A 25,079-nucleotide genomic window follows, 5' to 3' on the forward strand; every position below is an offset into this window, starting at 1 on the left:
CAAATACTCTGGGGGAATGCCGCAGGCATGGGGGCAACGCCCCCTTAGCGAGTACCCTTAGGGTCCAGCCAAATCACCTGCCAGTCTGCCGTGAGCGGCAGGGCCTTGTCACCGCTGGGCAGGCGCGGATTGCCTTTGGGATCGACAGCCATGACAATCAACGCCTCTGGCGCGTCGGCCTGCCATTCCTCAAGCCCATATTCATCGCTCAATCGGGTGCAGCGCATTTCATGACCTGCGCGCATATTGGCCTCCAGCTCATCAAAATTATGGCCGGCGACAAAGGCACGGCCGCCAAGGCTGCTGGGCAGCGCGTTGCGGGCCAGATCGCCTTTGTGGCGGGCCAGCTGAAAGATGTTGTCACGACCGAACTCCGGTCCAAGGTCGGTTGTGACCAGCGTGTTGTAAGCGTCATTGTCGCTGAGGGCGATGATGCGGCCGTATTGCGCCAGTTCCAGATTGTGTTCTGCCGCTTCAGACAGGACATCGCCGTAAAACGTGTTGACCCCGGCCTGCCGGGCGGCGCGCAGCCGGGCACGGTTGGGATCTGCGATCAGCACCGGCACCTCTGCTTTGCCCAATGCCTGCGCCAGCGCCAGAGAGAACCGCGATCCGCCGACCAGCAGCACACCGGGCACGGCAGCGCCAGTCAGCCCAAGCGCGCGTGCAAATGGCGTCAGGGTGAACCCATGCAGCACCACGGTGACCGCGACCAGAACAAAGGCCAGCGGCGCAACCAGCGCCCCATCGGCCACGCCCAGTGCTGCCAGCCTTTCGCCAAACAACCCCGCAACCGCCACCAGCACCACACCGCGTGGCCCGGTGAAGGCAATGAGCACTCTCTCACGCCAAGGCAAATCGGTTCCCAGCAGAGAGATCAGCACCGTTGCTGGACGGGCCAGCAGGATGACCGAAGCCACAAAAAGCGCCGCACGCCAGTTAAGCTGCCCAAGGGTTGAGAAATCCAATGAAGCCGCCAAGAGGATAAACACCCCCGACACCAGCAGCACCGTGGCGTGTTCCTTGAACCGGCGCAGCTCGGTATAAGACGGCAGTTCCGCATTGGCGATCACCACCCCCATAATGGTCACAGCCAAGAGGCCGCTTTCATGCAGAACCGTGTCTGAGGCGGCGAAAATCGCGATTAATACAACAAAGAGCACCGGCACCTTCATGTACTCCGGCACCCAGCCCTGTTTGAAGGCCCGGGCGATGCCATAGCCGCCCAGCGCGCCAAGGATGGTGGCGACCACCACCCCCAATGCCAAGACCTGCGCGGCATGGCTGACGGTTTCGGTGGTGTTCAGCACAACTACCAGTTCAAACGCCAGCACCGCCGCAAGGGCGCCGATGGGATCGTTGACGATCGCCTCCCATTGCAAGAGGGCGGCCGGGCGACGTCCCAGTTTGGCCTGCCGCAAGAGGGGCGCAATCACCGTGGGGCCGGTCACGATCATGATCCCACCAAAAACGGCCGAGGCCTGCCAGCCAAGTCCGGCGCCGTAGTGCAGCGCCATGGCTGAGGTCAGCCAACCCAGTGGCGCGCCAACAAAGACCAGACGTTTCACCCCGGTTGCGGCATCACTCAGCTGATGGAAGTTGAGCGTCAACCCACCCTCAAACAAGATGATGGCCACAGCGACCGAGACCATCGGTGCCACAAGCGGGCCGATGTCCCGCGCTGGATCCAGGATCCCGAGGACAGGCCCCGCGATGACGCCGGCCAGCAACATCAAGACGATGCCCGGCAACTGCAGCCGCCAGGCCAGCCATTGCGCCCCAACCCCTAAGGCCCCCACCAGAGCGATGGCATTGATCGGGCTAAGTCCGGCGACATCTGGGCTGGCCATTTATGGTCCTCCTGAAGGGGCTCTTAATGAAATTACAGTCTTAAAATCAGTCATGATGCTGGATCGGGGTGGCGCGTCGCCCGGCTGGGATGGCCCGTCGGCCGGTCAGATGTTCCACCTCCTGCAGTGCAAAGCGATCCGTCATGCCAGAGATATAGTCCGACACGATGCGCGCCAAACCCTCTTCGCTGGTGACCTCGGCAACATCTTTGCGCCATTGCTTCGGCAACAGCTCGGGCCGGGCCATGAAGATCGGGAACAGCTCTTTGACCGCTTCGGTCACATAGGTGCGGATCTCCACCACCTCGGGGGCGCGATACATGCGGGTGAACAGAAACTTGCGGATCTGTTTCAGATCAGACCACAGGCCGGGTGAAAACTGCACCATCATCTTGCCTGCTGCGCGCACATCGGCCACCGATTGCGGATCGACCTCCGCCAGATTGGCCCGGGTCACCGCGATCACGTCCTCTACCAAGACGCCAAAGAACCGGCGCAGCGCCTCATGGCGGCGGCGATAGTAGTTGAGGCCGGGGTACTTCTTATCCACCTCAGCAAAACAGTCCTGCAACACCGGCATCTGAGCCAGTTCATCGGTCGAAAACAATTCGGCCCGCAACCCGTCGTGCAGATCGTGGTTGTTATAGGCGATGTCATCTGACAGCGCGGCCACCTGGGCCTCAGTGCTGGCGTGGGTGGTCAGTTCCAGATCATGGTGATCGTTATAGGCCGACAAGGCCCAAGGCACCTGGCCTAGAACCGGACCATTGTGTTTGGCGATGCCTTCCAGCGTTTCCCAGGTCAGGTTCAACCCATCCCATTCCGCGTAATGACGCTCCAGATTGGTCACTATCCGAATGGCCTGCGCGTTGTGATCATAGCCCCCATAAGGCGCCATCAATTCGGCCAGTGCATCCTCACCGGTGTGGCCAAAGGGCGTATGTCCCAGATCATGTGCCAGCGCCACGGCTTCGGCCAGTTCCTGATTGAGGCCCAGCGTGCCTGAAATCGTCCGCGCCACCTGAGCCACCTCAATGGAATGAGTCAGCCGGGTGCGGAAATAATCCCCTTCATGTTCGATAAAGACCTGTGTCTTATGCTTCAGCCGGCGAAAGCTGCTGGCATGGATGATCCGATCCCGATCACGTTGAAAACAAGAGCGAAACGCGCTCTCTTCTTCGGGGTGCAACCGTCCGCGGCTGTCTTCGGGACGGGATGCGTAAATGGCGCTCATTGCAATTGGCCCTTACCTGTTCAATTTGCCTCATACGGGCCTCTTTTGGGCCCTCAATTCCCGGATCTTTAGCGGCAAATTCCCTCGCCGGGCACTCTTGTCGCCGATCCTTTCCCCACATATATTCTATAAACAGCTTTTGCGAAACCTTCAGGAGCCTTGGAATGCAACTGCCCCCCACCGTCACAGAACGTGCCTTCGCCCGCCTTGCCGAAATCGGCGCGAGCGATCAGGGTCAGGCTTTGCGTGTGGCTGTCGAAGGCGGCGGCTGTTCCGGCTTTCAGTATGAAATCAAGCTGGATGAACCAAATGATGAGGATCTGATCCTCGAAGGCTCCGGTGACGGCGCGGGGGAGAAGGTGATCGTTGACGCGATTTCCCTGCCCTTCCTGACCGGGGCGACCATCGATTTCACTGAAGAGCTGATCGGCGCGCGGTTCGTGATCGATAACCCCAATGCCACATCTTCCTGCGGCTGCGGCACCTCCTTCTCCATGTAACCAACACGCTGTCCGCTGATGGATACGTTTCTGACCGGAATGGGCGATGCAATTGCGCAGGCGGTGATGCTGGGGCTGACGCTGAGTTTTCTGGCGGCGATCTCGGTTGGCGTGGTGGTGCGCCATGCCATGCTGCGCCGCTTCACCTTTGGCTTCTGGTGCGCCGTTTTTGTACTTGTCAGTCTTGCGGGGTTCCTGACCCTTCTCCTCCTAAACCCTTGATCTAAATACGCCCGCGCCCTCAACGATGAGCCTGTTTCGCCAATCGCAATGATCCCGCTTGCACCCGGCGCCCCGCCTCAGGCATAGACATGGGGCAACAACAGGGGCTGGACCATGAAAATCGCCACGTTCAACATCAATGGGATCAAAGCGCGGGTCAACGCGCTGAGCGACTGGCTGGATGAGGCGCAGCCCGATGTGGCCCTGCTGCAGGAAATCAAATCCGTTGATGAGGCCTTCCCGAACGAGCTGTTTGAGGAAAAAGGCTACAACGTGGTGACCCACGGCCAGAAAAGCTTCAACGGGGTGGCGATCCTGTCCAAGCTGCCGCTGGAGGATGTGACCCGCGGCCTGCCGGTGCTGCAAGACAGCGACGCCGAAGATGAACAGGCCCGCTGGATCGAAGCAACCGTGGTGGGCAAACAGGCGGTGCGCCTGTGCAACCTCTACCTGCCGAACGGCAATCCTGTTGAACTGGGCGACGATGGCCTGCCAGTGCCAGGCGGCAAATTTGCCTACAAGCTACGCTGGATGGAACGGTTGCAGGCCCGCGCCGAGGCGCTGCTGGCAGAGGAAATGCCCTTCCTCATGGCGGGGGATTACAACATCATCCCGCAAGCCGAAGATGCCCGCCGCCCCGAGGCCTGGGAGGGTGACGCCGCCCACCGGCCCGAAAGCCTGGCGATGTGGCGCAAACTGCTGAACCTTGGCTTTACCGAAGCCTTCCGCAACCGCACCTTTGGCCCGGGCCACTACAGTTTTTGGGATTATCAGGCAGGCGCCTGGAACCGTGATGATGGCATCCGCATCGACCATTTCCTGCTGAGCCCGGAATGCGCAGACCTGCTGCGCGACTGTCAGATCGACAAAGAGGTGCGCGGCCGTGAGAAGCCTTCAGACCACGTGCCGGTCTGGGTCGAGCTGGATCTGTGATCGCTGCAGCGCGCTCTGCCCCAACATAAAAGTGAGTATTTAGGGAACTTTGAAAGGCGCTTTCATCGTTTCCCAAATACTCACATTCCATCCGACCTCAGTCAGATCAACCGCCTGCTGTCGGCCCTGCGGTTTCATCATGTGCATAAAGCCAATCGAACTGATGCAGCATTTTGCCCGGCGCAAAACGTCCGGCCAGCCGCAGTGCGGTATGGGCGGCAAACCGCAGCGGCGGCGCGCTCAGGTGATATTTCCAGGCATTGCCGCTGGCGGCATTGATCACCTTGGTGGCCCGCGCTTTGCGGCGCTGCTGATAGGCTGCCAATCCGCTGGCCACATCATCAGACAGCGCCAGTTCATCAGCTAAGGCCCATGCATCCTCCAACGCCATGGAGGCGCCCTGGGCCAGGAACGGCAACGTTGGGTGCGCCGCATCGCCCAGAAGGGCGCAATGGCCACCCTGCCAGACCTCAGCAACCGGATGACGGAACAGCCCCCAGAGCCGCACATCCTCCACCGCGCCAAGCAATGCCTGAGTTTCCGCGCCGAAATCCGCAAAGGCGCGGCGCAGGTTTGCTGGATCATCCTTGTGGAACCAGCCCTCCTCGGTCCAGTCCGCACGTTCCTGAACCGCAACCAGATTGATCGACTTGCCGTCGCGCAACGGGTAGCTGACCAGATGCCGCCCCGGCGCCATATGCACCCAGGCCTCAGGCCCGCGCGACGTGGTGTTGGGCACGACAGCGCGCCAGGCAACCTGTCCGGTGAAAAACGCTTTATCCGCCCCGTTCAGCATCGGGCGCAGCACGGAATGCAAACCGTCGGCCCCAATCACCAGATCGGCCTCCAGATGGCTGCCATTGGCCAAATGAAGAGAAGCAGGCGTATCTGAGGTTGCGGGGGTGACCCGATCCACCTTCTGCAACAGCCGGATTTTCACCCCGGCCTCCCGCGCGCCTTCTGCGAGGATGTCGATTAAATCAGCGCGATGCACAAAATAGTAGCTCTGGTCGGACAACTGCGTCAGGTCGAGGCGCAGCACTTCGCCCTTGCGATAGTCCCTGAGAGAGACAGCCTGCCCCTGCACCGCCCCCTGCTGCAGCACCTGATCCAATCCCAGCGCCTTGAGAACAGCGAATCCATTGGGGCTGATCTGCAGCCCGGCGCCCACTTCGCGGATGGCTTCGGCCTGTTCCAGTAGCGTCACGGAGGCGCCGCGCAGCGCCAGCGCGCGGGCCACGGCCAGCCCGCCAATGCCGCCACCGATCACCACGGTTTTCATGCCCAGAAGGCTCATGTCTTTCACCTTAAATAGGAAACGCCGAGGACCTGCCCCGGCGTTAACGTCGTTGCTTGACAAATCGCGCCGAAATCTGCGCGATTTTGCGGCGATCAGTCGTCGCGATGCACCTTTTCACGGCGCTCGTGACGCTCTTGCGCCTCAAGGCTCATGGTGGCGATCGGACGGGCGTCTAGCCGTTTCAGGCTGATCGGCTCACCGGTCACATCGCAGTAGCCATATTCGCCCTCATCGATGCGGCGCAGGGCCGAGTCGATCTTGGCAACCAGCTTGCGCTGACGGTCCCGGGTGCGCAGCTCCAGCGCCCGATCCGTCTCTTCGCTGGCCCGGTCCGCAACATCAGGAATGTTGCGGGTTCCGTCCTGCAGACCCTCGATCGTGTCGCGGGTGTCTGCTAGCAGATCTGCTTTCCAATTCAGCAGCTTGCGTCTGAAATACTCAAGCTGTTTGTCGTTCATAAATGGTTCGTCCTCGGCCGGACGATAATCATCGGAAATAAAGGTTTCCGCCTTCATCTCAATTCCCTCATCAAGGCCAACTTGTGCCAACACGTGATCCTTTGACATTTTGGCGCCTCCCGTGGCGGGGTCTACCGCACCCGCGCCGCAATGTCACGTCATTTAACGCCCCAGATTGCAGGGGCGCAGGCTTCGCGTTAGGGTGGCGGCCAAGAAGGAACGACGGAACGAGGCGGATGAAATTCCAAGGAACCGAGGCCTATGTGGCCACCGAAGACCTGACAGTTGCAGTGAACGCTGCTGTGACGCTGGAACGCCCCCTTTTGGTGAAGGGTGAACCGGGCACCGGGAAGACCGAATTGGCCAAACAGGTGGCTTCGGCGCTGGGGCTTGAGATGATCGAGTGGAACATCAAATCCACCACCAAAGCGCAGCAGGGTCTTTACGAATATGACGCCGTCAGCCGATTGCGCGACAGTCAGCTGGGCGAAGAGCGTGTGCATGACGTCAAGAACTACATCAAGAAGGGCAAGCTTTGGCAGGCGTTTGAGTCTGACAAGAAAGTTGTGCTGCTGATTGATGAGATCGACAAAGCGGATATCGAGTTTCCAAACGACCTGCTGCAGGAACTCGATAAGATGGCTTTCCACGTCTATGAGACCGGTGAAACCATCTCGGCGAAAAATCGCCCGGTGATCATCATCACCTCCAACAATGAAAAAGAACTGCCGGACGCCTTCCTGCGCCGCTGCTTCTTCCACTACATTTCCTTCCCGGATGCCGACACGATGCGCAAGATCGTTGAGGTGCATCACCCCGGTATCAAGGAACAACTGCTGACCACCGCGCTGACCCAGTTCTATGAAATCCGTGACACCCGCGGTTTGAAAAAAAAGCCTTCGACGTCAGAGGTTTTGGACTGGCTGAAGCTGCTCTTGGCCGAAGATCTGGACGCCGAAGATCTGCGCCGCGATGGCAGCAATGCCCTGCCCCGGCTGCATGGCGCGCTGCTGAAAAACGAACAGGATGTGCACCTGTTTGAGCGGCTGGCCTTCATGGCCCGTGGTCAAAGGTAACGTGATCGCCGTCCCGGCCAATTGTCGGGGCGGCGGACTGTTTTGCCGCATGATCGGGCGGCAACCGGCTGCGGCCAAGAGAAACCACCAATTTTCCTGCCGCCCGTGGCCAAAATCGTGGTAAACAAACCCTTACGATTGTTTCCGGGACGGGAACCTAAAGCCGCATTTGTGCCGCAAATCACGCCTAACATGGCAAAAGCCTGACAAATTACTGACAGGCCCCGGGGGCGTCGATTGGTGTTTTATGCGTGAAAAGGTGTAAGTATGGCGTCGCTGCTGTTGAAATCACTGCTGTTTTTGCTGCCTTTTGGTTCGGTTAGGGGTGTTTATCGATGATCCGTTTTCTTGCTGCTCTGCCCTTATGCCTGAGCCTAAGCGCCTGTATGGCGACCGCCCCCTTGGAACAACCCAGCCGCGCCTCCACCGAAGCGACCACGATCCTGCCACCTATGAAGACGTTTACCGCCAGCCGGGCCAGCAAGCCGCAGGTGTCCAATACGGATCTGGCGCGCGACATTCTGGATCTGGCGTTCCAGCTGGAATCAGGGCGGCAATTGCCCCGTTTCACCCGATTTGAGGGTCCGATTACCCTGCGATTGACCGGTCAGGCCCCGATCAGCCTGTCGCTTGAGCTGGATGCGCTGACCGACCGTTTGCGTCGTGAGGCCGGGATCAACATTCGCCGGGTGCAATCCGGTCAGGCCTCGATCACGATTGAGGCGGTGAGCCACGCCAAGATCCGCCGCCACCTGCCCTCGGCCGCCTGTTTTGTGGTGCCGAATGTGTCCAGCCTTGCCGAATACAGCAAGGCCCGCCGCGCCCCGCGCACCGACTGGACGCAGCTGCAAAACCGCGAACGGCTGGCGATCTTTGTGCCGTCTGATGCGCCGCCACAGGAAATGCGGGACTGCCTGCATGAAGAACTGGCGCAGGCGCTGGGGCCGCTCAATGACCTCTACCGCCTGTCCGACAGCGTCTTTAATGACGACAATGTCCATACGGTTCTGACGGGTTATGACATGCTTGTTCTACGCGCCTTCTATGCGCCTGAGCTGCAAAACGGGATGAGCCGCAGCCAAGTGGCGGAACGCCTGCCGACTATTCTGGCACGGCTGAACCCCGCTGGTGCTAATCGTAGCCCGGAATATTTGCGGACCACGCCGCGTAGCTGGATTGAAGCGATCCAAACCGCGCTTGGCCCCGGCGCCAGCGCTGCCGGTCGTCGCTCGGCGGCACAGAAAGCGGTCAATATCGCCCGCTCCGAAGGTTGGACAGATCACCGCCGCGCCTTTTCCCATTACGCGCTTGGCCGCCTGACCCAGAGTCAGGATCCGGATGTTGCCCTGTCCCACTTCCTGGCCGCGCAGCGCTATTACAGCCAACGCCCCGGCACCCAGCTGCACAGCGCCCAGGTGGCACAGCAACTGGCGGCCTATGCGATCCATGAGGGACGCGGTCAGGCCGCGTTGGACATCATTGATCCCTATCTGGATGTGGCCAAACGCCACGAAAACGCGGCCCTCTTGTCGACGCTGATGCTTTTGCGCGCCGAAGCACTAGATCTGTTGGGGCGCGGCACTGAGGCACGTTTGGTCAGACTGGACAGTCTGGGCTGGGCACGCTACGGGTTCGGCGCTGATTGGGCAGTTCGGGCCAAATTGCAGGAAATCACTGCACTTAGCCCGCTGAAAAGAGGAAATGGGCGGACATGATCGTACTTGCAGGGCTGGTCTTTGGGATTCTTTTTGGGGCCGGGCTGGCGAAACGCCGCAAAGGTCAGATGAAAGACATGCTGCAATATGCAGCCGCTTATGCCATCCTGTTTTCGATCATTGGGCTGTTCATCACCATCATCGTGCATCGCGCAGCCGTCTGACCTCACCGCTTGAGGAGGCCCGCGATGTTTCTACCATTCTTTGAAAACCTGCGCAAAGCCGACATTCCCGTTTCCCTGCGGGAATACCTGTCGTTTCTTGAAGCGGTGAAGGCTGGCCTGGTCACCTATGACGTGGATGGGTTTTACTACCTCGCCCGCGTTGCAATGGTGAAGGATGAGCGCAACCTTGATAAGTTTGACCGCGCTTTCGCCGCGACCTTTTCGGGGCTCGAAGACATCCAGTTGGGCGACGTCCTGAATGCAGTAGATATCCCCGGCGACTGGCTGGAAAAACTGGCAGAAAAACACCTGAGCGAAGAAGAAAAAGCTGAGATCGACGCCTTAGGCGGCTTTGATAAGCTTATGGAAACGCTCAAGGAGCGGCTGAAGGAACAAGAGGGCCGCCATCAGGGTGGCAACAAATGGATCGGCACGGCCGGCACTTCCCCCTTTGGGGCCTACGGATACAATCCTGAAGGCGTACGGATCGGCCAGAAAGAAAGCCGCCACCAGCGCGCTGTGAAGGTCTGGGACAAACGGGAATTCCGCAACCTCGACGGTGAGGTGGAACTGGGCACCCGCAACATCAAGGTCGCGCTGAAACGCCTGCGCAATTGGGCCCGCGACGGGGCGGAGGAGGAGCTGGATCTTGACGGCACCATCCGCGCCACGGCCGAACACGGCTATCTGGATGTGCAGACCCGACCGGAAAAGCGCAATGCGGTGAAGGTTCTGCTGTTCCTGGACATCGGTGGGTCGATGGATCCCCATATTCAAGTGCTGGAGGAGTTGTTTTCGGCTGCCAAGTCCGAGTTCAAACATATGGAGCATTTCTACTTCCACAACTGCCTCTATGAAGGTGTGTGGAAGGACAACAGGCGCCGCTGGGACCAGCAGACCCCAACCTGGGATGTGCTGCACACCTATGGCTCTGATTACAAATGCATCTTTGTGGGTGACGCCTCCATGTCGCCCTATGAAATCGCCTATCGTGGCGGCGCCAATGAGCATTGGAACGAAGAGGCGGGTGAGGTCTGGCTGCAGCGCGCCCGCGACCAATGGCCCGATCACATCTGGATCAATCCGGTGGCCGAGAAGTATTGGCCCTACACCCAGTCGATCCAAATGATCCGCGACCTGTTTGAGGATCGCATGGTACCGATGACGCTTGAGGGCATCGAACGTGGGATGAAAGAGCTGGGGCGCTAATATTCACGCGATCCCATCTTGATCAAATCAACGCTGCCCCCTACCTGAGGCAGCAAGATGAAACCCGCCACCGCCCCCTCCCCGCCCCTTTCCGCACATCTGAAGAAGCCCCTTGGGCCAATCCTGATGCTGGACGATATACGGGAGGGTCAGATGCATCTGGCCGCCCTGTTCATTGCCCCCAACGGGCAAGAAATGCCGCCGATTGAGCTGGATGGCATTTCGATTTCAGCCGAAAACATCGCAACCTATCAACATGTTACGATCTGGCGCTGCCGATTTAGCCGTCCTGCAACAGACCCCTCACATTATCGGTGGAACGGCAACCGCTTTGACCTTGCGGGCTGCCCTGAAGGGGCGATGCAGATCGCATATGTCTCCTGCAACGGCGAGGAGCACGGCGATCTGACCCGCGACGGTGATGAGCGTAACGCAATGTGGCGACAGCTGGCCGAAACTCATGATCAAACGCCGCTGTCCCTGCTGCTGCATGGTGGCGATCAGGTCTATGCCGATGAGGTGACACTGGGCCATCCCCTCAGCCATGATTGGCCCGACCGCCTGCCGCGCGATCCCAGCCGCGGCGATCTGGTGGATTTGCGCGACCATCTGCGGGAACGGTTTCTGGACCGCTATATCGCCGTCTATGACACAGCTGAGCATGCCCATTTGGCGGCTCGAGTGCCGTCGCTGATGCAATGGGATGACCATGACATCTGCGATGGCTGGGGATCATTGCGGCGGTCGCGCACCTATTCCCCGGTGGGGCAGATGCTGTTTGACTGCGCCCGTGAGGCGGCTCTGTTGTTCCAGCACGGCTGTGTCGACGGGGATCTGCCGGCCCGCTTTGCCGATCCGACCGGTCTGCATTTGGGCTGGTCCATCACCGCGCCTGGCCTGCGCCTGCTGGCGCCCGATCTGCGATCCGAACGCAGCCGGCGCGAGGTGATGGGAACTTCTGGCTGGCGGATGATGGAAGGTGCAGGGCATACGCCTGCGCCGGGGCGGACCTTTGTCATGTCTTCGGTCCCGGTGCTGGGGCCGCGCCTGTCCGTGCTGGAATGGGTCATGATGGCGATCCCATCGATGCAGAAATACGAAGATGACCTGCGCGATCAATGGCAAAGCCGCGCCCATCGCGACAGCTGGCAGCATTTGCTGGAGATCCTGCAGCGCATCGCCAGCCTCGACGGTCAGGATGTGACCGTTCTGTCCGGTGAAATTCATCTGGCCGCGCGGGGTGAAATGGCGCTGGGGACGGGCAAGGTTATGCATCAGCTGGTCGCCTCAGGCATTTCACATCGCGCACCGCCCAAAGCCTGGGCGCGGTTTCTGGACATGTTGGCCCGCTTTGGTGACAGCCCCCTGCCCGGCCACCCCATTCAGATGCGCCCGATCCCCGGTCAAAGCCATCGCTATGTGGCCGAGCGTAACTATCTGCTGCTGCGCAAATCCGAAGGCAATTGGCAGGCGCAATGGGCCCTTGAGGACAGCGGTCCAAGCGCGTGGATGCCGCTTTGACCTGCACTCTTGCCTGCGCGCGCTGAAAGCCCCATATCTACCTCATGCTGAAGTTCACTCCGATCCTCCTGGCCATCCTCTATGCGGTTGCCATGTATCGATTTTCCGCTTGGCGGCTGGCACGCCAACTGGATGAGCAATCCACCGAGCTAATGGACCCGAAACTACGTGAGATGACCACGCGGATGGCGCGGGCCTTGGATCTGCCGCGGATCAAGGTGCACATCTATGAGATCGATCCGGTCAATGGCCTCGCAGCGCCAGACGGGCGGATTTTCATCACCCGCGGGTTTTATCGCAAGTTTCAAAACGGTGAGGTCTCCGCCGAGGAGCTTTCCAGCGTGATCGCCCATGAGCTGGGGCATGTGGCCCTCGGCCATTCGCGCCGCCGGATGATTGATTTTTCCGGCCAGAACGCGCTGCGCACGGCGCTGGCGATGGTGCTGTCGCGGGTTATCCCCGGCGTTGGCGCGATGATCGCCAATGCGCTGACGACCATGCTAGCGGCCCGGCTGTCGCGGGGCGATGAGTATGAGGCCGATGAATATGCCGCTGCACTGCTGACGAAATCGGGCATCGGCACCGCTCCGCAGAAATCCCTGTTTGAAAAGCTGGAGGCGCTGACGGCCTCAGCCGGCAGTGGCACCCCGGCCTGGTTGCTGAGCCACCCCAAAACCGGGGAGCGGATTGCCGCGATCGAAGCGCTTGAGGCCAAATGGGGTGTGAAAGCCTGAAGCGGCTTTCTTGAGTATTTTCAGATCATTGAAAAGATGGGCTGGCGCTAGCCTATAGCTTTGCCCAAACGCGGCAGGCGGGCCTTTTTTAACAGCGCGCGGCTGGTCCAAACCTCCCCAGACAGGCGCTCAGCAGTGCTGCGCACGGCTTCGACCACATCCTGCATCACGCCTGGGTTGGCTTGCCAGAGACCATGCAGAAACCCATCGGGGTCCTGCCGGCTGAGCCCTTCCTCGGCCAGGATGTGGCGCGGGAAGTCTTTGGCGTTCATGGTGATCAGCAGATCCGCAGATCCGGCGATGGCTGCGGCCAGCACATGAGTGTCCGCGGGGTCCGGCAAATACAGGCGATCCTCAAGCGAGGGCGGCCAGGTGACCGCGGCCCGGGGCCAGGCGGCCTGCACCATAGCGACCTCACCGCGCGCCTGAGCCTCACCTTCGGGGCCTAGTTTGCGGGCGGCTCGCGCCCATTCTTCCAAAATGCGGTCCGACCAGAGCGGTGTGAACAATCCCGCCCGCGCCGCGCCCAGCAGCACTTCGCGCATGACAGTGGGGTAGATCACGCAGGTATCGAGCAGGACCTTCACCAGATCAGAGCCGGAAGAACAGCGATTTCAGGTAGCCGCTTTCCGCCAGCTGCGGCATCAGCGGATGGTCTGGCCCGGCAAATCCGGTGTGCAGCAGTTGCGACGGGCGACCGGCCCGGCCCAGCCCGCGCAGGCAGGCCACACGGAACTTGGTGACCTCGGCGGCATGTGAACAGGAGCAGAGGCCCAGATAGCCCCCCGGCCGCACCAGAGGCGCGGCCAGTCGGGCGATACGTTCATAGGCACGCAGACCTGCCTCAAGCGCCTGTTTGTTCGGGGCAAAGGCAGGTGGATCACAGATCACCACATCAAAGCGTTCCCCTTCTTCGCCCAGCTGCGCCAGAACGTCGAAAGCATCGCCCTTGCGGGTCGCAAAGCGGTCCTCAACCCCAGCCGCCTTGGCGCCGGCTTCGGCCAGCTCCAGCGCGGCTGCGGAGCCGTCAACGGCCAGGGCTGAAGTGGCGCCGCCAGCCAGGGCCGCCAGCGAGAAGCCACCGACATGAGAGAAGACGTCCAACACTTTGGCATCTTTGGACAATGACGCCGCAAAGGCATGGTTCGGGCGCTGATCGAAAAACAGGCCGGTTTTCTGACCGCCGGTCAGATCCGCCATATAAATCGCACCGTTCATCGGCACCTCAACCGGCGCATCAGGGGCGGTGCCCGTTGTGGTGGCGGTGACATCATCCAGCCCTTCCAGGCTGCGGGCGCGGCCCGACGCATTCTTGATCACATTGGCCACCCCGGTGACCGAGATCAAAGCGGCCTCCAACGCATCAAAATGCACATCGGCCCAGGCTGCGTTGGGCTGCACCACAGCAGTGTCGCCAAACCGGTCGATCACCACGCCCGGCAGGCCATCTGCCTCGGCGTGGATGAGCCGGTAGAAGGGGGCAGCGTAAAGACGGGCGCGCAACTCCAGCGCCTTGCTGATGCGGGCTGAGAACCACGCTTCGTTGATCTCCGCCGTCGGATCCCGATCCAGCATGCGGCCAAAGATACGTGAATTCGGGTTCACCGCGACCAGCCCCATAGGGCTGCGGTCGGCATCTTCCAAAACGGCCAAAGACCCCGGCACCAGTTTCTTGGTGCGGCGGTCGGTCACAAGTTCATTGTCATAGACCCAAGGAAAGCCGCGGCGGATGGCGCGGGCGTTGGCTTTGGGTTTCAGGCGGATCACGGAATAAGAGGGCGCTGTCATGGCGCCCTCTTACCCGTGTTTGATCTGTTGCGAAAGGGCTTAGAGCCGCACCGCATCCTCACCTGCAGGGGCAAAGTTGGTTTCCAGCCCATCGACCAGTTCAGTGATCTGTGGGGCAACCGAGCCCGGCGCCGACAGTTCCTGAGCAATCACATTGGCGATATGCTGGGTGATGCGCACCTTCTGGGTCATCCCGGCCTGTTCTGCCTGAATGGCCCGGCTGCCGCCAAAGCCGCGCAGGTCAGCCTGAATTTCGCGGGTTGGCACCAAGAGGTCACCGGTCAGCGGGTTGCGGACAGTCAGTTCGAAGGTGATCGAATGCACACCGCCCACGGTGTAGCGGGTCTTTTCGGTCAGCGCATGGAAGCGCTTTACGTCTACATCCACGATCACCGGCAGGGCACCTTCGGCGTTTTTCTCCTGCACGCGCTGGATCGAGGTTTGGAAAATACGGGCCACCTGAGCGTGACGATCGCCGATCGCCTCACCACGCCAGACGATGTCACCCAGCGGATAGTAGCTGTTGGCCTCAGAGACACGCAGAGCGCGTGAGACTTTGATGTTATAGTCCTGAACCGAAACCACCTGCGTGGCCGGGGCCGTCATCTGCGGCAATTCCATCGGTGCGTTCCGGCTGGCGGTGTCTACCGATGCACAGGCCGACAGGCCAAGTCCAACTGCCAGAAGGGCTACAATACGAAGCGTTTTCATCTGCCTACTCCTCAGGGCGTCCCCCGCCCTTTTTCTGATTTGATTCAAATTTGATCTGGGAATGAGGCGCAAATGGGGCAGCATCGGGACAATGGCGGGATCATTTTGCGCGCCTCTTGCGGCATAATCCGCTGGAAAACGCGCGTCTTGGGCTGACATTGCAGGGCTTATGACGGGATCGGAGTTATCTGGTAAAACTGACGCTGCGCCCCTTGAATTGTTACCGCTAACATGGCATAGGAGGCGCAATACAGTCAGGTTGCGCCTTTATCAGGCCTCAAGAGGTTCCAATGCCCCAGCTGAATGACACCGTCGCAAGGGTCACCGATCGCATCCGCGAACGCAGTCAGGAAACACGTTCCACCTATCTCGCCCGTATGGCGCAGGCCGCCGAGGAAGGGCCCCGCCGGGCCCATCTGACCTGCGGCAACCAGGCCCATGCCTATGCGGCTATGGGCAATGACCAGTCGCGGCTGGCCGAAGGGCGCGCGCCCAACATTGGCATCGTCAGCGCCTACAACGATATGCTGTCGGCGCATCAGCCTTATGAGCGCTTTCCCGATCTGATCCGTGAAACCGCCCGGAAAAACGGCGCGACGGCACAGGTTGCCGGTGGCGTGCCCGCCATGTGTGATGGCGTCACGCAAGGTCAGGTCGGCATGGAGCTGTCGCTGTTTTCACGCGATGTGATTGCGCTGGCCACCGGCGTTGCGCTGAGCCACAACACCTTTGACACTGCGCTGTACCTCGGGGTCTGCGACAAGATCGTCCCGGGCCTGATCATCGGCGCTGCGACCTTTGGCTATATCCCCGGTGTCTTCCTGCCCGCCGGGCCGATGACCTCAGGCCTGCCGAATGACGAAAAGGCGCGGGTGCGCAAGGAATTTGCCAAAGGCAACATCGGTCGCGATGAGCTGATGAAGGCCGAAATGGCCAGCTACCACGGCCCCGGCACCTGTACCTTCTACGGCACTGCAAACTCCAACCAGATGCTGATGGAGTTTATGGGGCTGCACCTGCCCGGTGCGTCCTTCGTGAACCCCAACACCCCCCTGCGCGATGCGCTGACGGTTGCGGGCACCGAACAGGCGCTGCAGAACACGCTGCTGGGCAATGACTATCGCCCGGTGTCGCAGATCCTGGATGAACGCGCTTTTGTGAACGGCATCGTTGGCCTGATGGCCACGGGGGGCTCGACCAACCTGGTCCTGCACCTGCCGGCAATGGCGCGCGCTGCCGGTGTTCTGCTGGAGCTGGAGGATTTTGATGACCTCTCCTCCGCCACGCCGCTGCTGGCCAAGGTCTATCCAAACGGTCTGGCCGACGTGAACCATTTCCACGCCGCAGGCGGTCTGGGCTACATGATTGGCCAGCTGCTGGAAAACGGGCTGCTCCATGAGGATGTGAAAACCACCGCAGGTGACGGCCTTGGCCGCTACACCGAGGAACCAAAGCTGCGGGAGGGCCGCGTCCATTATGAGCCGGGCCCACGCAACAGCCTGAATGAAAAGATCCTGCGCCCTGTCGACCAGGCGTTCCAGACCACCGGTGGTTTGAAACAGCTGAAGGGCAACCTGGGTCATGGCATGATGAAAGTCTCCGCCGTAGCGCCTGAATTGCATGTGATCGAAGCCAAAGCGCGGGTTTTTGAAAGCCAGGGCGCGGTGAAGGAGGCCTTCCAGAAAGGCGAGTTCACCGAAGACACCGTGGTTGTCGTGCGCTTCCAGGGCCCCAGCGCCAATGGCATGCCGGAACTGCACAACCTCACCCCCACGCTGGCCGTGCTGCTGGACCGTGGGCTGCGGGTGGCGCTGGTCACCGATGGCCGGATGTCCGGGGCTTCGGGCAAGGTGCCCGCGGCAATCCACGTCAGCCCCGAAGCGCTTGGCGCTGGTCCGCTGAGCCGCGTTCAGGATGGCGACATGATCCGCGTGGATGCGGTCAATGGCACCTTGGAAAACCTTGCCGAAGGGTTTGCTGATCGCCCGGCGCGTCAGCCGGACCTCAGCGACAATTCCCATGGTATTGGGCGCGAATTGTTCGCCCCCTTCCGCCAGATGGTTGGAACCGCCGACACCGGCGCCGCGGTGGTGGTGTAAGCCAGATAACATCAATTGAGACTCAAAGGATGATGAGATGACCCCCGAAGAGGCTTCCGTCTTTACCGAAAAACTCTGTCGCACGGCCCCGGTGATCCCGGTTCTGGTGGTCGAAGAGGCCGCCACCGCTGGTGATCTGGCACAGGCGCTGGTGGCCGGTGGCCTGCCGGTGCTGGAAGTGACGCTTCGCACCCCCGCTGCATTGGACGTGATCCGTGAGATGGCCAAGGTCGAGGGTGGCATTGTCGGTGCTGGCACCGTGCTGACCCGCGCCGATGCCGTCGCCGCCAAAGAGGCCGGTGCACAGTTTGCCGTCGCCCCCGGCGCAACAGATAAGCTGCTGGACGCCTGCGAAGAGATTGGTCTGCCAATCCTGCCCGGCGCTGCGACCTCCAGCGAGGCGATGAAACTGCTGGAGCGTGGCTACCGCGTGCAGAAGTTCTTCCCGGCGGAGGCCAATGGCGGCGCACCTGCATTGAAAGCGATCGGCGCGCCCCTGCCGCAGATTCTGTTCTGCCCCACCGGCGGCGTCAGCCCAGGAAATGCAATGGATTACCTGAGCCTGCCCAACACCGCCTGTGTTGGCGGCAGCTGGGTCGCGCCCAAAGACAAGGTTCAGGCCGGCGATTGGGCAGGCATCGAAGCCCTGGCCGCCGAGGCAGCGAAACTGGGTTAAGCCCTGAAGCGATCAGTCCAGATCAGAACGCCGTGCGCGCCAGCCGCCGCGGCGTTTTGCTTTTTCAGGGGGACGTGTTGCATCGTTCAGCACCGGCCACATCGGGTGATTTTCATGCCCCGCGCCATAACGTGACAGCAGGGTCGCAGCGGCCTGCTGTTGGCTTTCGCTTGCGGGCAGGCTCAGCGCCCAATCCAGGAAGATTGAGCGTGCTTCGCCCACCTCCAGCCCCTCCATGCGGAAGCTTTCGCGGATCAGCCCTTTGGGGTCCAGCGGGTCGTTGATTTTCTCAAGGCTCATGCCTGTGCCTCCCCTGTGGCGCCATTGCGGGCCAAAACCGCATCAATCACTTCGGCCGCCGCCTGTGTTGCCTCACCAAGACGCGCCAGCAGCGCGTCCAGAGCAGGCTCTGAGGTTTCATGCAGCAACAGCGCCCGCCCCCCTTCGCCGATTACCTCGGGTTCCAGCGGTTTATCCGTCAGCAGTTTGCTCACCATCTGTACCTTCCAGCAGAGATCATAGGCCATGATCAGCCGCTCCCGTTCCTCTGACGCGATCAAGCTGGCGGCAACCGCGGCCTCCAGCCCCTGGGCGACGGAGCGCACCGCGCTGCCTGACACCAGAACCGCCGCCTGTGCCAGCAATTCCACATCCTGCAGCCGACCGCGCCCCACCTTGGCATCCCAAGGCCCGGCAGGGCCTTTGGCCGCAGCGATCCGGTCGCGCATCTCCGCCACATCGGTCAGAATTTTTCCTGTCTCGCGCGGCAAAGCTAGGACATCCCGGCGCACCCCTTCCACGTCATCCGCGACATCCTTTGCCCCGGCAACGGCACGGGCCCGGCTGAGCGCCAGATGTTCCCAGGTCCAGGCCTCATGGGTCTGATAATCCCGGAAGGATGCCAGTGAGGTGGCAACCGGCCCCTGCGTTCCAGATGGGCGCAAGCGCATGTCGATTTCATAAAGCCGCCCCTGCGGCATCTGGGCCGTGACGGCGGTCACCATGGCCTGCGTCAGCTTGGCGTAATAAGTGCGCGCCGCCAAAGGTTTGCGGCCCTCAGAAAACTCCACCCCATCAGCATCATAGACCACGATGAGATCTAGATCAGAGGTCGCGTTGAGGCGCCCTGCCCCCAATGAACCCATCCCCAGAACCGCCGCGCCCCTTCCGGGTTGTGGCCCGTGTTTCAGGGCAAACTGCGCGGCAACCTCAGGCCACAGCGCGGCAAGCGTTGCCTCCGCCAGTTCGGCGTAATGCACCGCCGCCTCATCCGCGTTAACCAGCCCACGCAGGTGATGCACCCCGATGCGGAAACGCCATTCTTTGGTCCAGCGACGCGCCAGATCCAATTTATGTTCATAATCCGTATCGGCCGCCAGTCGTGCCGACAGATCCGATTGCAGATGGGCACGGCCCGGCCATTCAGCAAAGAAGCTGCCGCCAATCACCGCATCAAAGACGCCTGAATTGCGCGACAGATAGCTGGCCAACCACGGCGAGGACCCTGAAATATCGACCAACAGATCGATGATCTGCGGATTGGCCTCAAACAGCGACAAGAGCTGTACGCCCGCCGGCAACCCGGCCAGAAACCCATCCAGCGCCGCCAGCGCTTCGTCCGGCTTTGCAGCCCGTTTCAGCTGATCAAACAGCCGTGGCTTTATACGTTCGAAGATTTCCACCGCGCGGGCAGACCGGAACGCCGGGTAGCTTTGCCAACGCTGGATGATTGAAGGATCAAAGCCCGGCGTCTGCCCCTCAGAAAGGGCTGAGGGATCAGCGGCATCCGGGGCAAAGAACTCCTCGGTCAGCTCATGCACCTCTTCCAGCCGGCGGCGCAGCTCGTTCTCCAGCTCCGTCTGGTCCCGCCCAAGGAAACAGGCCAGCCGCGCCATATTTTCCGGGGACTTGGGCAAGGCGTGGGTCTGGGCGTCATTCACCATCTGCACGCGGTGTTCGACGGTGCGGTGGAACCGGTAATGATCCGTCAGCTTCTCAGCCACCTCACCGGTGATCCAGTTCTTTTCGGCCAGCACCTGTAGCCCCGCGACAGTGCCGCGCACCCGCAGATCCGGGTCACGACCACCGGCGATCAACTGGCGGGTCTGGGTGAAAAATTCGATCTCGCGGATACCGCCACGGCCCAGCTTCATGTTGTGACCGGCCAGCTCCAACGCGCCACCCAGCCCCTTATGTTCGCGGATCCTGAGGCGCATATCATGCGCGTCCTGAATGGCCGCGAAATCCAGATGTTTGCGCCACACAAACGGGCGCAGGGTTTGCAGGAACCCATTGCCTGCTTCCAGATCCCCGGCGGCAGGCCGTGCCTTGATATAGGCCGCCCGTTCCCAGGTCCGGCCCAGGCTTTCATAATATGTCTCAGCCGCAGCCATCGCCATGCAGACGGGCGTGACCGCCGGATCGGGGCGCAGCCTCAGATCGGTGCGAAACACATAGCCATCCCCGGTCAGGTCCGACAGCATCGCCGCCATCCGGCGGGTGGCCCGCACGAAGGAGGCGCGTGCGTCTTGATAATCGTCGCGGTCAAAGCGGCTTTCGTCAAACAGGCAGATCAGATCGATGTCAGAGGAATAGTTCAACTCGCCCGCGCCCATTTTGCCCATCGCCAGCGCCACCATGCCACCGGCGTGTTCGGCATCCTCAGACTGCGCGCCGGGCAGTTTCTTGCGCTTGATCTCCTGTCCGATGGTTGCGCGCAGCGCCAGATGCACCGACAGGTCAGCGTAATCTGTCAACGCGCCCGTCACCTGCTCCAGCGACCAGACGCCGCCACAATCGGCAAGCCCCGCCAGCAGCGCGATCCGGCGTTTGCCCTGCCGTAGGGCAACGGGCAGCTGATCCGGCGCGGTCTCACGCAGGGCGGCATGTTCCGCCGCAACCGCCCCCTCTGGATCCTCCATCGCGGCGGTGATCCACTCCCCCTCTTTGGCCATCAGCGATTTCAGGTAGGGTGAACAGCCGGCAACCGCATGGACCAGCGCGCGCAGGTCCGGCGCCAATTCAGGCAGGCCGGCAAGCGCCTCAGCCCCAAGTTCAGGATCAAAAGCAACGGGTTGGCGGGTGATACGACTGGCAAAACTCATGCGCTCAGATGGCCATGGCACCAAAGGGGCGTCAAGAGGACAAAGCGGTGCACCCGGCGCGTTGGCTTGCACCTTGAGGGGGGCAAAGGTTAGATCCCCTCACCCACAGGCCAGGGACCAACACCATGAAAACCCTCATCGTTCTCTGCCATCCGTTGCAGGACAGCCTGAATACACATCTGGCGAAAAAGGCGCAGACCAAGATGATCGAGGCGGGCCATGAGGTGCAGCTGCTGGATCTTTATGCCGAAGGGTTTGATCCCCGCCTGAGCGTTGCGGAACGACAGGGCTACTACACAGCCCCCTGTGACGATGAAGGCGCCCTGCAAGAGGTAGAGGCGCTGATCCTCGTGTTCCCAACCTGGTGGTTCGGTCTGCCCGCAATGCTGAAAGGCTGGATCGATCGCAGTTTCCTGCCCGGTGTGGCCTATGACCATGATCCAGACCTGAAGGCGCTGACACCGCGATTGCACAAGCTACGCCATGTGGTGGCCGTGACCACACTGGGCAGCCCGGCCTGGATTGACCGGTTGGTGCTGCGCCGTCCGGTTTATCGTGCGCTGAAATGGGGCGTGGTCAAAGCCTGCGCCCCAAAGGCGCGCTTTGCCATGTTGTCGCTTTACAAGGCCGAAGGGGTCGCGCAGTCTCGCGCGGATCGCTTTGTCACGCGATTGGAACGACACTTAGAAAGACTGAACTGAGGCGAGAGATGAGCAAAAGCTTAAAACGGGTGAAACGCGCCCTTGAGGATGCCGGCATTGCCACCGAAGTGAAGGAGCTGGGCCTTGCCCGCACGGCGGCGCAAGCGGCAGAGGCTGCGGGCTGTCATCTGGATCAGATCGCCAAATCGATCATCTTTCGCGGCGAAGACAGCGGTGAGGCCATTTTGTTCCTGACCGCAGGTGGCAATAAGGTCTGTGCCGAGAAAGCCAGTGCTTTGGCGGGCGAGGCTTTGGGCAAAGCAGACGCCGCGCTGATCCGGGCGCAGACGGGTTTTGCCATCGGGGGCGTGTCGCCAATTGGTCACCTGAACCCGATCCGCGCCTTTTTGGACCCGCGCCTGCTGGAATTCCCTACAATCTGGGCCGCGGCCGGCACACCGAACCATGTTTTTGAGATGAAATCGACCGATCTTCCGCCAATGACCGGGGCACAAGCTGCTGATTTCGTTGAATAAGACAAAATAATGTAAAAAGTCTTCACATCAGACCTTGCAAGCCGGGCCCTCCATCCCAATCTATTCAATGTGAAAGGCATTCACATACACACAAAAATGGAGAGATTGATGACACCCGCCACCGCCTATACCCCCGCATCCACCGAACGTATGGGGTGGTTGACCCGCACCGAAGCCTGGCTGGACAGCAAAGGCAAAGGCGCCTGGATCGCCGCCATGGTTCTTGGGTTTGTCTTCTTCTGGCCGGTTGGTCTGGCTCTCCTGTTCTACATGATCTGGAGTAAGCAAATGTTCTCGAAGTCCTGCAAACACCGCGCCCGTCACGGCTTTCACGCGATGTAATCCAGCGGCAACAGCGCCTTTGACGCCTATAAGGCCGATACCCTGGCCCGTCTGGAGCAGGAGCAAGAAGACTTCGAAGCCTTCCTGCAGCGTTTGCGCGAAGCCAAAGACAAGGCAGAGTTTGACCAGTTCATGGACGACCGCGCCCAGAAGGCTGACGACGAACGCGAAAAAGAAGACGCCTGATCGGCCCGACCGATTTGATGTTCCCTGTCTGTGACGCGTAAACCGCTTCGCAAGCGTCCCCCGCCGGCCCGGATCCCCACCGGGTCGGTTTTCTCAACAAAGGAATTCCCCTCATGAGCGCCTATGGCTGGGCCCTGCCCGATCCTGAAACCCAACCCGCCTTTTATCAGGACGTCAGCAGCAAACGTCTTTTGGCCTGGGTGATCGACAGTGTCCTGATTGTTGGTTTGACCCTTCTGGTGCTGCCCTTCACCGCCTTCATCGGCATTTTGTTTTTCGGCTTTTTGATGCTGATGGTGGGCTTCGCCTATCGGGTGGTCACCATCGCCAATGGATCAGCCACACTGGGCATGCGGTTCCTTGGAATTGAGTTCCGCAAATCCAACGGCGACCGTTTCGATCTAGGCATGGCCTTTTTGCACACGCTGGGACTGTCTGTATCTTTCGCGATGCCTCTGCTGCAGGTCATTTCGATTGTGCTGATGCTGACCACCGCCCGCGGTCAGGGCCTGAGCGATCACCTGCTGGGCACCGTCGCGATCAACCGCGCCGGGCATCGCTGATCCCGCCACATCCATGACCCGCTATGCCCCGTCCTTTTGGGCGGGGCTATTGCTGTCAAAGGGCGGCGAAATTTCCGTCATTTGCCCTATTTCCACCGTCAATGGATCGACTCTCGACCTTGGCGATCTTCGCTGCTATCGTACCTGCCGAACCTGGGCGACTTTATTGAGTGCATGCGACATACTTTACCCCTCGCGCCACAGTTTTACGTGACCGCTCCGCAGCCCTGCCCCTATTTGGCAGATAGGATGGAGCGTAAATTGTTCACGGCGCTGCAAGGCGACGCGGCGGGCAAGCTGAATGACAGCTTGTCCAAACAGGGATTCCGTCGGTCCCAAAACGTGCTCTACCGCCCGTCCTGTACCGATTGTGCGGCCTGCCTGTCAGCGCGCATCAACGTTGACAATTTCACCCCGAACAAAACCCAGCGCCGAACCCTGCGCCGCAACAGCAATCTTGTGCGCCGCGCCACCTCGGCCTGGGCCACGGAAGAGCAGTTTGATCTGTTCCGCCGCTATCTGGACAGCCGCCATGCCGATGGTGGCATGGCCGATATGGATGTGTTCGAATTTGCTGCGATGATCGAGGAAACTCCGATCCGCACCCGGGTGATTGAATATGCCGATAAGACCACCGGCGATCTGGTGGCGGTCTGCCTGACGGACCTGCTGGAGGATGGCACCTCCATGGTCTATTCCTTCTACGCCCCTGAGCGGCGCGCAGATTCCCTAGGGACTTTCGTGATCCTCGATCACATTGAGATCGCGCGCGAAGCCGGCCTGCCGCATGTCTATCTGGGCTATTGGGTGCTGGGCAGCGCCAAGATGGGCTACAAGTCCAACTTCAAAGGCCTGGAAGTGTTCCGCGCAGGCGCTTGGGAAGCCTTCAAAGGGGAAGAGGCATATTCCTCGGAACTGCACCCATTGTCGACCGATCCGATAGCTGAGCAGGTCGCCAGTATCTCACTGCCTGACCTGAGCCACCCGGTGAAACGTTCCTAAGCCCCACTTAAAGTACACCAATAATACACTAAATGAAACCAACTCCCTAAAACGGTTGCTTTTTCAAACGTTTATTCTTTCGTGACTATTACGAAGGACTACGAATATGAGTACATCCGATGCCCTCGCCACAGCCCTGTCAGACGCCGTAAAAGCGCACTCCGCCTGGAAAATGCGCCTGCGCCGCGCCGCCAGCCGAAAGGAACAAGACTTACCGGTCGACACGATTTGCCGCGATGATTGCTGCACGTTCGGCAAATGGCTCTATGCCCTTCCCGCAGAAATCCGCAACACCGCAGACGCACAGAAGGTGAAGGCGCTTCATGCAGATTTCCACAAGGAGGCCGGCCACGTCGCACAACAAATCAACGATGCCCAATTCGCGACGGCTTTGGAATATCTCGAAGGTGAAAACTACACCAAGACCAGCCGCAGCCTGACGCGCGCTGTTGCGGCTTGGAAGTTGAATGTCCTGGTAAAACAAAACGCCTGATAATGCGCTGACAGCATTGATT

General features: G+C 60.6%; 25 protein-coding genes and 1 pseudogene. 17 read left to right on the top strand and 9 right to left on the bottom strand.

From position 1 onward, the window contains the following. Positions 1-44 precede the first annotated feature (44 nt). Together TL5118_RS17310 and TL5118_RS17315 are read right to left on the bottom strand one after the other, a co-directional pair. Positions 45-1,850 (bottom strand): cation:proton antiporter, encoded by a 1,806-nt coding sequence (locus TL5118_RS17310; RefSeq protein ID WP_058244107.1) that lies wholly within the window; start codon positions 1,848-1,850, stop codon positions 45-47. Between the two features lie 46 nt (positions 1,851-1,896). After that, on the bottom strand, positions 1,897-3,084 hold the full coding sequence (locus tag TL5118_RS17315) for a deoxyguanosinetriphosphate triphosphohydrolase (protein ID WP_058244108.1): 1,188 nt from the start codon (positions 3,082-3,084) through the stop codon (positions 1,897-1,899). A gap of 164 nt (positions 3,085-3,248) precedes the next feature. On the opposite strand from TL5118_RS17315, the gene TL5118_RS17320 reads away from it, so the two are divergent. The 3 genes from TL5118_RS17320 (at position 3,249) to xth (ending at position 4,739) form a co-directional block, all read left to right on the top strand. Then, complete coding sequence (locus TL5118_RS17320; protein ID WP_058244109.1) at positions 3,249-3,584, top strand: HesB/IscA family protein; 336 nt, start codon at positions 3,249-3,251, stop codon at positions 3,582-3,584. 18 nt (positions 3,585-3,602) lie between these two features. Next, positions 3,603-3,806, top strand: a complete 204-nt coding sequence (locus TL5118_RS17325) for a hypothetical protein (protein ID WP_131727457.1) — start codon at positions 3,603-3,605, stop codon at positions 3,804-3,806. Between the two features lie 114 nt (positions 3,807-3,920). Beyond that, complete coding sequence (xth, locus tag TL5118_RS17330; protein WP_058244111.1) at positions 3,921-4,739, top strand: exodeoxyribonuclease III; 819 nt, start codon at positions 3,921-3,923, stop codon at positions 4,737-4,739. Between the two features lie 106 nt (positions 4,740-4,845). On the opposite strand, the gene TL5118_RS17335 is transcribed toward xth, so the two are convergent. After that, positions 4,846-6,036, bottom strand: a complete 1,191-nt coding sequence (locus TL5118_RS17335) for an FAD-dependent monooxygenase (RefSeq protein WP_058244112.1) — start codon at positions 6,034-6,036, stop codon at positions 4,846-4,848. A gap of 95 nt (positions 6,037-6,131) precedes the next feature. Next, complete coding sequence (dksA, locus tag TL5118_RS17340) at positions 6,132-6,554, bottom strand: RNA polymerase-binding protein DksA (protein ID WP_058244334.1); 423 nt, start codon at positions 6,552-6,554, stop codon at positions 6,132-6,134. Between the two features lie 179 nt (positions 6,555-6,733). Here dksA and TL5118_RS17345 point away from each other — a divergent pair, with 179 nt between their 5' ends. From TL5118_RS17345 to TL5118_RS17370, 6 genes are all read left to right on the top strand, one after another. Then, entirely contained in the window at positions 6,734-7,573 is an 840-nt protein-coding gene (locus tag TL5118_RS17345; RefSeq protein WP_058244113.1) for an AAA family ATPase, read from the top strand. A gap of 335 nt (positions 7,574-7,908) precedes the next feature. Continuing rightward, on the top strand, positions 7,909-9,288 hold the full coding sequence (locus TL5118_RS17350; protein WP_058244114.1) for a DUF2927 domain-containing protein: 1,380 nt from the start codon (positions 7,909-7,911) through the stop codon (positions 9,286-9,288). Beyond that, positions 9,285-9,452, top strand: a complete 168-nt coding sequence (locus TL5118_RS21425; RefSeq protein WP_058244115.1) for a hypothetical protein — start codon at positions 9,285-9,287, stop codon at positions 9,450-9,452. The genes TL5118_RS17350 and TL5118_RS21425 overlap by 4 nt, the downstream gene beginning before the upstream one ends. 24 nt (positions 9,453-9,476) lie before the next feature. After that, a complete protein-coding gene (locus TL5118_RS17360; protein ID WP_058244116.1) occupies positions 9,477-10,661 on the top strand; it encodes a vWA domain-containing protein in 1,185 nt (394 codons plus the stop codon). A gap of 57 nt (positions 10,662-10,718) precedes the next feature. Next, positions 10,719-12,182 carry an alkaline phosphatase D family protein gene (locus tag TL5118_RS17365; protein WP_058244117.1) on the top strand — a complete coding sequence of 488 codons (1,464 nt, stop codon included), beginning with the start codon at positions 10,719-10,721 and terminating at the stop codon, positions 12,180-12,182. Positions 12,183-12,226: 44 nt separating this feature from the next. Continuing rightward, the gene (locus TL5118_RS17370; RefSeq protein ID WP_058244118.1) at positions 12,227-12,916 is read left to right on the top strand and encodes a M48 family metallopeptidase; all 690 of its coding nucleotides are present in this window, start codon (positions 12,227-12,229) and stop codon (positions 12,914-12,916) included. Between the two features lie 47 nt (positions 12,917-12,963). Here TL5118_RS17370 and TL5118_RS17375 read toward each other — a convergent pair whose 3' ends face one another. The 3 genes from TL5118_RS17375 to TL5118_RS17385 are packed head-to-tail and all read right to left on the bottom strand — an operon-like array spanning position 12,964 to position 15,415. Further along, the gene (locus tag TL5118_RS17375; RefSeq protein ID WP_058244119.1) at positions 12,964-13,503 is read right to left on the bottom strand and encodes an RSP_2648 family PIN domain-containing protein; all 540 of its coding nucleotides are present in this window, start codon (positions 13,501-13,503) and stop codon (positions 12,964-12,966) included. A gap of 4 nt (positions 13,504-13,507) precedes the next feature. Then, positions 13,508-14,704 carry an RSP_2647 family RNA methyltransferase gene (locus tag TL5118_RS17380; protein ID WP_058244120.1) on the bottom strand — a complete coding sequence of 399 codons (1,197 nt, stop codon included), beginning with the start codon at positions 14,702-14,704 and terminating at the stop codon, positions 13,508-13,510. A 39-nt stretch (positions 14,705-14,743) separates the two neighbouring features. Beyond that, positions 14,744-15,415: a DUF6778 family protein gene (locus tag TL5118_RS17385; RefSeq protein WP_058244121.1), complete on the bottom strand. Its 672-nt coding sequence runs from the start codon at positions 15,413-15,415 to the stop codon at positions 14,744-14,746. 290 nt (positions 15,416-15,705) lie between these two features. Here TL5118_RS17385 and edd point away from each other — a divergent pair, with 290 nt between their 5' ends. Together edd and eda are read left to right on the top strand one after the other, a co-directional pair. After that, positions 15,706-17,514 carry a phosphogluconate dehydratase gene (gene edd / locus TL5118_RS17390; RefSeq protein WP_058244122.1) on the top strand — a complete coding sequence of 603 codons (1,809 nt, stop codon included), beginning with the start codon at positions 15,706-15,708 and terminating at the stop codon, positions 17,512-17,514. 37 nt (positions 17,515-17,551) lie between these two features. Then, the gene (gene eda / locus TL5118_RS17395; RefSeq protein ID WP_058244123.1) at positions 17,552-18,190 is read left to right on the top strand and encodes a bifunctional 4-hydroxy-2-oxoglutarate aldolase/2-dehydro-3-deoxy-phosphogluconate aldolase; all 639 of its coding nucleotides are present in this window, start codon (positions 17,552-17,554) and stop codon (positions 18,188-18,190) included. 12 nt (positions 18,191-18,202) lie between these two features. Here the strand turns inward: eda and TL5118_RS17400 are convergent, their stop codons facing one another. Then, entirely contained in the window at positions 18,203-18,490 is a 288-nt protein-coding gene (locus tag TL5118_RS17400; protein ID WP_058244124.1) for a hypothetical protein, read from the bottom strand. Then, entirely contained in the window at positions 18,487-21,294 is a 2,808-nt protein-coding gene (locus tag TL5118_RS17405; protein WP_058244125.1) for a bifunctional [glutamine synthetase] adenylyltransferase/[glutamine synthetase]-adenylyl-L-tyrosine phosphorylase, read from the bottom strand. The genes TL5118_RS17400 and TL5118_RS17405 overlap by 4 nt, the downstream gene beginning before the upstream one ends. 125 nt (positions 21,295-21,419) lie before the next feature. On the opposite strand from TL5118_RS17405, the gene TL5118_RS17410 reads away from it, so the two are divergent. The 6 genes and pseudogenes from TL5118_RS17410 (at position 21,420) to TL5118_RS17435 (ending at position 25,057) form a co-directional block, all read left to right on the top strand. After that, on the top strand, positions 21,420-21,995 hold the full coding sequence (locus tag TL5118_RS17410) for an NAD(P)H-dependent oxidoreductase (protein WP_058244126.1): 576 nt from the start codon (positions 21,420-21,422) through the stop codon (positions 21,993-21,995). Positions 21,996-22,003: 8 nt separating this feature from the next. Next, positions 22,004-22,471: a YbaK/EbsC family protein gene (locus tag TL5118_RS17415; protein ID WP_058244127.1), complete on the top strand. Its 468-nt coding sequence runs from the start codon at positions 22,004-22,006 to the stop codon at positions 22,469-22,471. Between the two features lie 108 nt (positions 22,472-22,579). Next, positions 22,580-22,999 (top strand): annotated as a pseudogene (locus TL5118_RS17420) (DUF2852 domain-containing protein). Between the two features lie 113 nt (positions 23,000-23,112). Then, a complete protein-coding gene (locus tag TL5118_RS17425; protein WP_058244128.1) occupies positions 23,113-23,562 on the top strand; it encodes an RDD family protein in 450 nt (149 codons plus the stop codon). A 174-nt stretch (positions 23,563-23,736) separates the two neighbouring features. Beyond that, the gene (locus TL5118_RS17430) at positions 23,737-24,564 is read left to right on the top strand and encodes an arginyltransferase (protein ID WP_058244129.1); all 828 of its coding nucleotides are present in this window, start codon (positions 23,737-23,739) and stop codon (positions 24,562-24,564) included. A gap of 106 nt (positions 24,565-24,670) precedes the next feature. Further along, positions 24,671-25,057 (top strand): CZB domain-containing protein, encoded by a 387-nt coding sequence (locus TL5118_RS17435; RefSeq protein ID WP_058244130.1) that lies wholly within the window; start codon positions 24,671-24,673, stop codon positions 25,055-25,057. Positions 25,058-25,079 lie beyond the last annotated feature (22 nt).

It is taken from the genome of Thalassovita autumnalis (assembly GCF_001458255.1).
Taxonomy (GTDB): domain Bacteria; phylum Pseudomonadota; class Alphaproteobacteria; order Rhodobacterales; family Rhodobacteraceae; genus Thalassobius; species Thalassobius autumnalis.

Excerpts from the sequence above, each read along its gene's own strand:
- TL5118_RS17310 (WP_058244107.1), bottom strand. The coding sequence starts at position 1,850 with ATGGCCAGCCCAGATGTCGCCGGACTTAGCCCGATCAATGCCATCGCT.
- TL5118_RS17315 (WP_058244108.1), bottom strand. The coding sequence starts at position 3,084 with ATGAGCGCCATTTACGCATCCCGTCCCGAAGACAGCCGCGGACGGTTG.
- TL5118_RS17320 (WP_058244109.1), top strand. The coding sequence starts at position 3,249 with ATGCAACTGCCCCCCACCGTCACAGAACGTGCCTTCGCCCGCCTTGCC.
- TL5118_RS17325 (WP_131727457.1), top strand. The coding sequence starts at position 3,603 with ATGGATACGTTTCTGACCGGAATGGGCGATGCAATTGCGCAGGCGGTG.
- xth (WP_058244111.1), top strand. The coding sequence starts at position 3,921 with ATGAAAATCGCCACGTTCAACATCAATGGGATCAAAGCGCGGGTCAAC.
- TL5118_RS17335 (WP_058244112.1), bottom strand. The coding sequence starts at position 6,036 with ATGAGCCTTCTGGGCATGAAAACCGTGGTGATCGGTGGCGGCATTGGC.
- dksA (WP_058244334.1), bottom strand. The coding sequence starts at position 6,554 with ATGAAGGCGGAAACCTTTATTTCCGATGATTATCGTCCGGCCGAGGAC.
- TL5118_RS17345 (WP_058244113.1), top strand. The coding sequence starts at position 6,734 with ATGAAATTCCAAGGAACCGAGGCCTATGTGGCCACCGAAGACCTGACA.
- TL5118_RS17350 (WP_058244114.1), top strand. The coding sequence starts at position 7,909 with ATGATCCGTTTTCTTGCTGCTCTGCCCTTATGCCTGAGCCTAAGCGCC.
- TL5118_RS21425 (WP_058244115.1), top strand. The coding sequence starts at position 9,285 with ATGATCGTACTTGCAGGGCTGGTCTTTGGGATTCTTTTTGGGGCCGGG.
- TL5118_RS17360 (WP_058244116.1), top strand. The coding sequence starts at position 9,477 with ATGTTTCTACCATTCTTTGAAAACCTGCGCAAAGCCGACATTCCCGTT.
- TL5118_RS17365 (WP_058244117.1), top strand. The coding sequence starts at position 10,719 with ATGAAACCCGCCACCGCCCCCTCCCCGCCCCTTTCCGCACATCTGAAG.
- TL5118_RS17370 (WP_058244118.1), top strand. The coding sequence starts at position 12,227 with ATGCTGAAGTTCACTCCGATCCTCCTGGCCATCCTCTATGCGGTTGCC.
- TL5118_RS17380 (WP_058244120.1), bottom strand. The coding sequence starts at position 14,704 with ATGACAGCGCCCTCTTATTCCGTGATCCGCCTGAAACCCAAAGCCAAC.
- TL5118_RS17385 (WP_058244121.1), bottom strand. The coding sequence starts at position 15,415 with ATGAAAACGCTTCGTATTGTAGCCCTTCTGGCAGTTGGACTTGGCCTG.
- edd (WP_058244122.1), top strand. The coding sequence starts at position 15,706 with ATGCCCCAGCTGAATGACACCGTCGCAAGGGTCACCGATCGCATCCGC.
- eda (WP_058244123.1), top strand. The coding sequence starts at position 17,552 with ATGACCCCCGAAGAGGCTTCCGTCTTTACCGAAAAACTCTGTCGCACG.
- TL5118_RS17400 (WP_058244124.1), bottom strand. The coding sequence starts at position 18,490 with ATGAGCCTTGAGAAAATCAACGACCCGCTGGACCCCAAAGGGCTGATC.
- TL5118_RS17405 (WP_058244125.1), bottom strand. The coding sequence starts at position 21,294 with ATGAGTTTTGCCAGTCGTATCACCCGCCAACCCGTTGCTTTTGATCCT.
- TL5118_RS17410 (WP_058244126.1), top strand. The coding sequence starts at position 21,420 with ATGAAAACCCTCATCGTTCTCTGCCATCCGTTGCAGGACAGCCTGAAT.
- TL5118_RS17415 (WP_058244127.1), top strand. The coding sequence starts at position 22,004 with ATGAGCAAAAGCTTAAAACGGGTGAAACGCGCCCTTGAGGATGCCGGC.
- TL5118_RS17425 (WP_058244128.1), top strand. The coding sequence starts at position 23,113 with ATGAGCGCCTATGGCTGGGCCCTGCCCGATCCTGAAACCCAACCCGCC.
- TL5118_RS17430 (WP_058244129.1), top strand. The coding sequence starts at position 23,737 with ATGCGACATACTTTACCCCTCGCGCCACAGTTTTACGTGACCGCTCCG.
- TL5118_RS17435 (WP_058244130.1), top strand. The coding sequence starts at position 24,671 with ATGAGTACATCCGATGCCCTCGCCACAGCCCTGTCAGACGCCGTAAAA.